The 6,950-nt window shown below is 73.2% G+C and carries 8 protein-coding genes; 4 read left to right on the top strand and 4 right to left on the bottom strand.

What is annotated here, in order from left to right:
- The 3 genes from CCN56_RS09600 to CCN56_RS09590 all read left to right on the top strand — a co-directional run.
- Nucleotides 1-795, top strand: a 795-nt coding sequence (locus CCN56_RS09600) for a YndJ family protein (RefSeq protein WP_086825501.1), incomplete at its 5' end; no start/stop codon positions are given.
- Nucleotides 792-1,343 (top strand): DUF1990 family protein, encoded by a 552-nt coding sequence (locus tag CCN56_RS09595; protein ID WP_086825499.1) that lies wholly within the window; start codon nucleotides 792-794, stop codon nucleotides 1,341-1,343. The genes CCN56_RS09600 and CCN56_RS09595, both read left to right, overlap by 4 nt.
- A 22-nt stretch (nucleotides 1,344-1,365) precedes the next feature.
- Entirely contained in the window at nucleotides 1,366-2,793 is a 1,428-nt protein-coding gene (locus CCN56_RS09590) for a lipase maturation factor family protein (RefSeq protein ID WP_086825497.1), read from the top strand.
- A gap of 58 nt (nucleotides 2,794-2,851) precedes the next feature.
- On the opposite strand, the gene CCN56_RS43040 is transcribed toward CCN56_RS09590, so the two are convergent.
- The 3 genes from CCN56_RS43040 to CCN56_RS09580 all read right to left on the bottom strand — a co-directional run bounded on the left by CCN56_RS43040 (nucleotide 2,852) and on the right by CCN56_RS09580 (nucleotide 5,593).
- On the bottom strand, nucleotides 2,852-3,022 hold the full coding sequence (locus CCN56_RS43040; protein WP_179199768.1) for a hypothetical protein: 171 nt from the start codon (nucleotides 3,020-3,022) through the stop codon (nucleotides 2,852-2,854).
- A 289-nt stretch (nucleotides 3,023-3,311) separates the two neighbouring features.
- Nucleotides 3,312-4,796 carry an SDR family NAD(P)-dependent oxidoreductase gene (locus CCN56_RS09585; protein WP_086825495.1) on the bottom strand — a complete coding sequence of 495 codons (1,485 nt, stop codon included), beginning with the start codon at nucleotides 4,794-4,796 and terminating at the stop codon, nucleotides 3,312-3,314.
- Between the two features lie 74 nt (nucleotides 4,797-4,870).
- Nucleotides 4,871-5,593: a (2Fe-2S)-binding protein gene (locus CCN56_RS09580; RefSeq protein ID WP_086825493.1), complete on the bottom strand. Its 723-nt coding sequence runs from the start codon at nucleotides 5,591-5,593 to the stop codon at nucleotides 4,871-4,873.
- Nucleotides 5,594-5,828: 235 nt separating this feature from the next.
- Here CCN56_RS09580 and CCN56_RS09575 point away from each other — a divergent pair, with 235 nt between their 5' ends.
- Entirely contained in the window at nucleotides 5,829-6,815 is a 987-nt protein-coding gene (locus tag CCN56_RS09575) for a DMT family transporter (RefSeq protein WP_143664476.1), read from the top strand.
- Here the strand turns inward: CCN56_RS09575 and CCN56_RS09570 are convergent.
- A partial coding sequence (locus CCN56_RS09570) for a M23 family metallopeptidase (RefSeq protein WP_179199767.1) occupies nucleotides 6,696-6,950 on the bottom strand: 255 nt, incomplete at its 5' end. The genes CCN56_RS09575 and CCN56_RS09570 overlap by 120 nt on opposite strands.

Here is a 6,950-nt window from a genome sequence, read left to right as displayed (position 1 = left end):
CGGCCAGGCCCCAGACCGCCGGGACGGGACGCTCTCCGGCGCGCCTGGCCGCTGCTCGCCGTCCCGGGAGCCCTGGCCCTCTGGCTGCCCCGCTCCGGGGTCTCCACCGCGCTCGCCGGCGTCTACGCCCTCGCCACCCTGGCGCTCGCGCTCCAGGCCCCGGCCCGGCTGATGCTGACCCGCTCGCTCCGACCGAGCGAGATCGCCGTCCTCACCGCCCTGGCGGCACCCTCCGTCGCGGGCCTGGCGTTCGTCGCCGAGCGGGCCTCGTACCCGTTGTTCGGCTTCGACCTGGACCTCCTCGCGCTGACCGTGCCGCACTTCCACTTCGCGGGCTTCGCCGCCGCCCTGGTCGCCGGGCTCGTCAGCCGTACCTCCGACGGACCCGGCGCCCGCTTCGCCGCTCTCAGCGTCCCGGCCGGCACCCTGCTCGTCCTGCTCGGCTACTTCGTCGACGACTGGGCCGAGCTCGCGGGGGCCGTCGTCCTGACGGCCGGCATGGCCGCGGTCTCCGTGCTGACTCTGCGGGAGCGCCGCGAGCTCGCCGCCGACCCGCTCACCCGGGGCCTCCTCGCCGTCTCGGCCCTGGTCCTCGTCGCCACCATGCTGCTCGCGCTCAGCTGGGCGCTCGGCGAGGCGACCGGACTTCCGCACCTCTCCCTGACCTGGATGGCCGCCACGCACGGCCTGGGCAACGCCCTCGGCTTCGCCGTCTGCGCGCTCCTCGCCCGGCGCCGCCTCGCCACGGACCGGACCCCTCCGGCCCTTCTCCCCCGAACGGAGCTTCCGGCATGACCCGTCTCACGAGCAGCCTCTCCGGTGCCGACCACCGCCGCCCGGCCCTCACTTACCGCGAGGTCGGCGCCACCCACACCCCGGAGGCGCTCCCCGAGCGCTACCACCACCTGCGGCACAGCGCGGTCGTCGGCCACGGCAGGGCCGCCTTCGAGACCGCCGGCGCGGCCGTCACCACCTGGCGGATGCACCGCGCCTCCGGGGCGCACGTCCGCGCCGACGCCGACCGCGCCGAACCCGGGACGCGCCTGGAGGTGGCGCTGGGCGCCGGCCCGCTGCGGATCGGCGTCCCGTGCGAGGTGATCTGGACGGCGTACGAGGAGGACCGCATCGGCTTCGCCTACGGCACCCTGACCGGGCATCCGGAGTGCGGCGAGGAGTCCTTCGTCGTCACGCTCGACCCCGACGGCAGGGTCCGCTTCACCGTCACCGCCTTCAGCAGGCCCGCCGCCTGGTACACCCGGCTCGGCGGGCCGCTGATCCCGGTGCTCCAGCACGCGTACGCGCGCCTCCTCGGCCGGACCCTCGCGCGCCTCGTCAGGGCGTGATCCCGGGCCGATACTGGTGGTGATGGAGTGGTTCACCGCACCCGACCAGTGGCTGAGCCGGATCGTCTTCCAGCGGGGCCTCGCCGGGCTGTACTGCGTGGCGTTCCTATCGGCGGCCTTCCAGTTCCGGGCGCTGATCGGAGAGCACGGCATGCTCCCCGTACCGGAGTACGTGCGCAGGACCCGCCCGCGCCACACCCCCTCGCTCTTCCACTGGCGCTACTCCGACCGCCTCTTCGCGACCGTCTCCTGGTCCGGCTCCGCCCTCGCGCTCGCGCTCGTCGCGGGCGCCGGGGACGCCGTGCCGCTGCCGGTCTCGATGCTCCTGTGGCTGGTGCTCTGGGGGCTGTACCTGTCGATCGTGAACGTGGGACAGACCTGGTACTCCTTCGGCTGGGAGTCGCTGCTCCTGGAGACCGGGATGCTCGCCGTCCTCCTCGGCAACGACGACACCGGCCCACCGGTCCTCGTGCTGTTCCTGCTGCGCTGGCTGCTCTTCCGGGTCGAGTTCGGCGCCGGGCTCATCAAGATCCGCGGTGATCCCTGCTGGCGGAACCTGACCTGTCTCTACCACCACCACGAGACCCAGCCGATGCCCGGCCCGCTGAGCTGGTTCTTCCACCATCTGCCCCGCCCGCTGCACCGGGTGGAGGTCGCGGCCAACCACTTCGTCCAGCTGTTCGTGCCGTTCCTGATCTTCGCTCCGCAGCCGGTGGCCACGGTGGCGGCCGGTCTGATGGTGGCGACCCAGCTGTGGCTGGTGCTCTCCGGGAACTTCGCCTGGCTGAACTGGCTCACGATCGTGCTCGCGCTCTCCGCCGTGGACGCCTCCCCGGTCGTCGGCGAGCACCCCCAGCCGGATCCGCCGCTCTGGTACGTGGTCGTGGTGGTCGCGTTCACCGCCTTCGTCCTGGTGCGGAGCTACCGCCCGACGCGCAACCTGCTCTCCAAGCACCAGGCCATGAACCGCTCGTACGACCCGTACCACCTGGTCAACAGCTACGGCGCCTTCGGCACCGTCGGCCGGATCCGGGACGAGATCGTCATCGAGGGCACCGACGACCCGGAGCCGCATCCGGACGCGGTGTGGCGGGAGTACGGCTTCAAGGGCAAGCCGGGCGATCCGCGTCGGCTGCCCCGCCAGTTCGCCCCGTACCACCTGCGGCTCGACTGGCTGATGTGGTTCGCCGCGCTCTCCCCCGGGTACGCGCGCGAGTGGTTCGGGCCCTTCGTCGAGCGGCTCCTCGAAGGCGACCGGGACACCCTGCGGATGCTCGCCCACAACCCGTTCCCGGACGCGCCGCCGGCCCTCGTCCGCGCCCGCCTCTACCGCTACCGCTACACGACCTGGCGCGAGCTGCGGGAGACCGGTGCCTGGTGGCACCGGACGCTGGTGCGCGAGTACATGCCGCCGGTCCGCCTGCGGGAACCCACCGGCACCTCCCGCTGAACGCACCGGTGCCCCCGGGCCGCGAACGGCCGGGGGCACCCGGGGTGAAGCGAGAGGATCAGTCGATGCCGGGCAGGATGTGCGGCTCGGCGAGGTCCTCCTCGTAGCCCGCGAGCCGGATCGGGGCCGCGTGGGCCCACACGTCGAGGCTGCCCAGTTCGCCGTGGCGGCGGGGCCGCTCGGTGCGTTCGGCCGGTCGCGGTTCCTGCTTCGTCAGTTCGGGTGTCACCGCGCACTCCTTTGTGTCGCGTAAGGATGGGACAAGTGCCGGTCCGGTCGCGGTGGCGCCGTTTTGGGCGGGACCGCGGCCTTGGTGGCAGGCCTGTCCCGGGAAGGCCGTGAGGAAGGTGTGTCTCCTCGGTGGCCGACCGTGTGCCTCAGATTAACCAAATGAGCACGCCTGCGCTCTACCGGGCTCCAAAGTGTGATGCGATCGAGTGAACGGAGCCGAAAAAAGCGCCCCACCGGGCCGATGGGGCGCTCTTGTCGGGACCGCGGGACACGCGGTACGGCGGGGTCTACCAGTTGGCGGGCGCGTAGTCCTTCAGGAAGACGCCGTACAGGTCCTCGCCCGCCTCACCGCGCACGACGGGGTCGTACACGCGGGCCGCGCCGTCGACGAGGTCCAGCGGGGCGTGGAAACCGGCCTCGGCGAGGCGCAGCTTGTCGAAGTGGGGACGCTCGTCGGTGATCCAGCCGGTGTCGACCGAGGTCATGAGGATGCCGTCGGTCTCGAACATCTCCTGGCCGCTGGTCCGCGTCACCATGTTCATCGCGGCCTTCGCGGCGTTCGTGTTCGGGTGTCCCGCGCCCTTGTAGCCGCGGCTGAAGACGCCCTCCATCGCCGAGACGTTCACGACGTAGGCACGGCCGCTGGCCGCCTTCTTCGCCGCCTCGGCCATCACCGGCCGCAACTTGCTGATCAGGATGAACGGCGCCGTGTAGTTGCACAGCTGGGTCTCGAGGAGCTCCACCGGGGAGATCTGCTCGATGCTCTGCACCCAGGTGTTGGTCTCGACGACGTCCGGCACGAGGCCGCCCGCGTCGATGGCGGTGCCGTCGAGGTGCTTGGCGATGGTGGCGTTGCCCGCGACGAGCGCGAGGTCGGCGACCTGCTGGGCCTCCAGGTCACGCACGCCGGCGGGAAGCTCGGACGAGCCGACGAGCTCGCCGACCGCGCCCGAGTTGAACGCGCCGATGACGTGGTGGGCGGGCAGCTCGCCGGCGGGCAGCGGGGCGTTCTCGCCCTCGACGAGGGCGGCGTACGCAGAGGGCAGCCGGCGCACGGTCTGGGTCGCGTTGTTGATGAGGATGTCGAGCGGGCCGGCCTCGGTCATCTGGTCGGCGAGCGCGACGGCCTGGGCGGGGTCGCGCAGGTCGATGCCGACGACCTCCAGGCGGTGCATCCAGTCCGCGGAGTCCTCCATCGCCTTGAAGCGGCGGATGGCGTCCTTGGGGAAGCGGGTGGTGATGGTGGTGTGGGCGCCGTCGCGCAGCAGCCGCAGCGCGATGTACATGCCGATCTTGGCCCGGCCGCCGGTGAGCAGCGCGCGCTTGCCGCTGAGGTCGGCACTGGCGTCGCGCTTGGCCCGGTTCAGCGCCGCGCACGGCTGGCAGAGCTGGTGGTAGAAGTAGTCGACCTCGACGAACCGCGTCTTGCAGACGTAGCAGGAGCGCGGACGCTGGAGTATCCCCGCGATCCGCCCCTCCTCGGTGACGGAGGTGGGCAGCAGGCCCTCGGTCTCGTCGTCGATGCGCTGCGCGGAGCCGGTGGCCGTGGCCTCGGTGACCGCCTTGTCGTTCGCGGTCTTCGCGGCCCGGCGCTCCTGGCGGCGGCGCTGCTTCACGGTCCGGTAGATCCCGGCGGTGGCGCGCCGGACGGTGATCGCGTCCGGGTGGTCGACGTCGATCTTGTCGAGCTCGTCGAGGACGCTCAGGCAGACGGCCAGGCGCTCGGGGTCGATACCCGGCCCGTATTCCTGGGTTTCTTCGGTCACCGTCATGGCCTTCGGGTTCCTCGTTCGCTCGTGTCGTCGCCGCTCGCGGGCTTTCCTCGCGGGCTTTCAAAGACCCAACTTTACGGAGCGGGGGGCCGCGCCTCCAAACCCGTTCGGGGAGCGTGGTCGAAGACACAGTCGCCGCACAGCCCGCCGCCCGGGCACCGGTAGTAGAGGCAGCAGCTGGTGCGGCGCAGCCGGGGGCCGCGGACCGTCCCGGCGAGGTCCGGGTGGTCCAGGAGCCCGGAGACGAGGGCGGCGGCCCGCTCGGCCGCCTCCGGACGGCCGTGGGCGCGCGCCCAGCGGATCAGCTCGCGCAGGGCGCCGGCGAGGGCGGAGCCGGCATTGCCCCAGAGGAGCCGCGGGGAGATGTTCCCGTCGCGGCGCAGCGCCGCGTGGAGCGGGACGAGATGGGCCTCCTGGACGGCCGCGCGCAGCTCCTCCACGGTCCCGGGGCGGGTCTCGGAGCCGGCCCACCACAGGTCGTCGGGCGCGGCCGGCGTCCCGTCCCAGTACAGCTCGGTGGGGTCGAGGGCGGGGAAGCGGCCGTGGACGGCGGCGGGGCCGAGAGCGGTGGACCAGAGCCGGGCGGCGAGCCCGAGGTGGGCGACGGAGGCGCCGACGCGCCGCTCGGGGGCGCCGATCCGGGCGGTGACGTGGTCCACGCGCGCGGTGAGGGGGCCGTCCTCCCCCGCGTACAGACGGGAGAGCGGGCGGTGCGCGCCGCCGGTCGCCGGGGCGGTGGTCCGCAGGGCGAAGAAACCGCCCGGCGATCCGCCGTCGCCGCTCGCGCCGAGATCCATTTCCGTACGCCCCCTGCCCCGCGGATCCTGTCGCCGTCCGGCCCCACCGTAACTTCTCCGCACGCTCTCACCGAGCCGCCCGGACCTGCCGGAAAGGTCGCTTTGCACCCGTTCCGACCTGCACGGGTGTACATCCCGGGTCGTATGCGGGGGCCGCGTACTCCGTCGGCGGTATCCGCGAAGACGTCCCCTGGTACGACGCGCGAACCGGCCGGGAAGAGAGATCGTGGAAGGTATGAGTCCACTCGTGCTGTCCGTCGTCCTGGCCCTGGCCTCCGCGGTCGCCTACGCGGCCGCGGCGATCGTGCAGGAGCGGGTCGCGGCCTCCGCCGCGGGCCCGCGCTACGCGCCGCTGCGCAGCCCGGCCTGGTGGGTGTCCGTCGTACTGAACGGCGTCGGTGCGACGCTGCACGTCGCCGCCCTGGCGTACGGGCCGCTCAGCCTGGTCCAGCCGCTGGGTGCCCTCACGATCGTCTTCGCGCTGCCCATGGCGGCCCTGTTCGTCGGCCGCAGGGCCGGGCGGCGGGCCTGGCGCGGCGCGCTCATGGCCACGGTGGGCCTCGCCGGGCTCCTCAGCCTCACCAGCGGCACCGAGGCCGGGCCCCTGACCGACGGGGAGCGGTGGCTGCTCGCGGGAGCAGCCTTCGGCGCGGTGGCGCTCCTGTTCACGGCCGCGCACCTGGTGGGCCGGTCGGTGCTGCGCAGCGTCGTGCTGGCCGCGGCGGCGGGCGTCTCCTTCGGCATGGCCTCGGTCCTCACGAAGTCGGTGGCCGAGGAGTGGACGCCCCGGGCCCCGCTCGCCGAGTGGACGGGGCTGCTCGTCCTCTCCGTGTTCGCGGTGACCGGCCTCCTGCTCTCGCAGGCCTCGTACCGGGGTGCGGGGCTCGCCGCCCCGCTGGCCACCGTCACGGTGGTCAACCCGGTGGTCGCCGCGGCGGTGGGAGTGACGCTGTTCGGCGAGGGCTTCCGCTACGGCGCGGCGGGCGCCGTCGCCGCGCTGATCTGCGGCGCGGTCGCCGCGGGCGGCCTCGTCCAGCTCACGCTCGACCGCATGGCGACCGCGCCGGAGTCGCCGTCGGTGTCATCGGGCTCGTCCGCGGCGTCAGACGGAGACTCCCCGCGCCCTGAGGTAGGCCAGGGGGTCGATGTCGGAGCCGTACCCGGGACCCGTCCGAACCTCGAAGTGGAGGTGCGGTCCCGAGCTGTTGCCGGTCGATCCTGAGCGCGCGATGCGCTGACCGGCGTGCACCCGCTGGCCCTCGCGGACGGTGAGCGCGGAGAGGTGCGCGTACTGGCTACCAGATCGTGCTGCGCCACGACGACGGCCGCTACAGCCAGTACGCGCACCTCTCCGCGC

The sequence above is a fragment of the Streptomyces sp. NRRL B-24572 genome, assembly GCF_002156145.1.
Taxonomy (GTDB): Bacteria; Actinomycetota; Actinomycetes; order Streptomycetales; family Streptomycetaceae; genus Streptomyces; species Streptomyces vietnamensis.
This window is presented reverse-complemented; position numbering and strand designations above follow the sequence as displayed.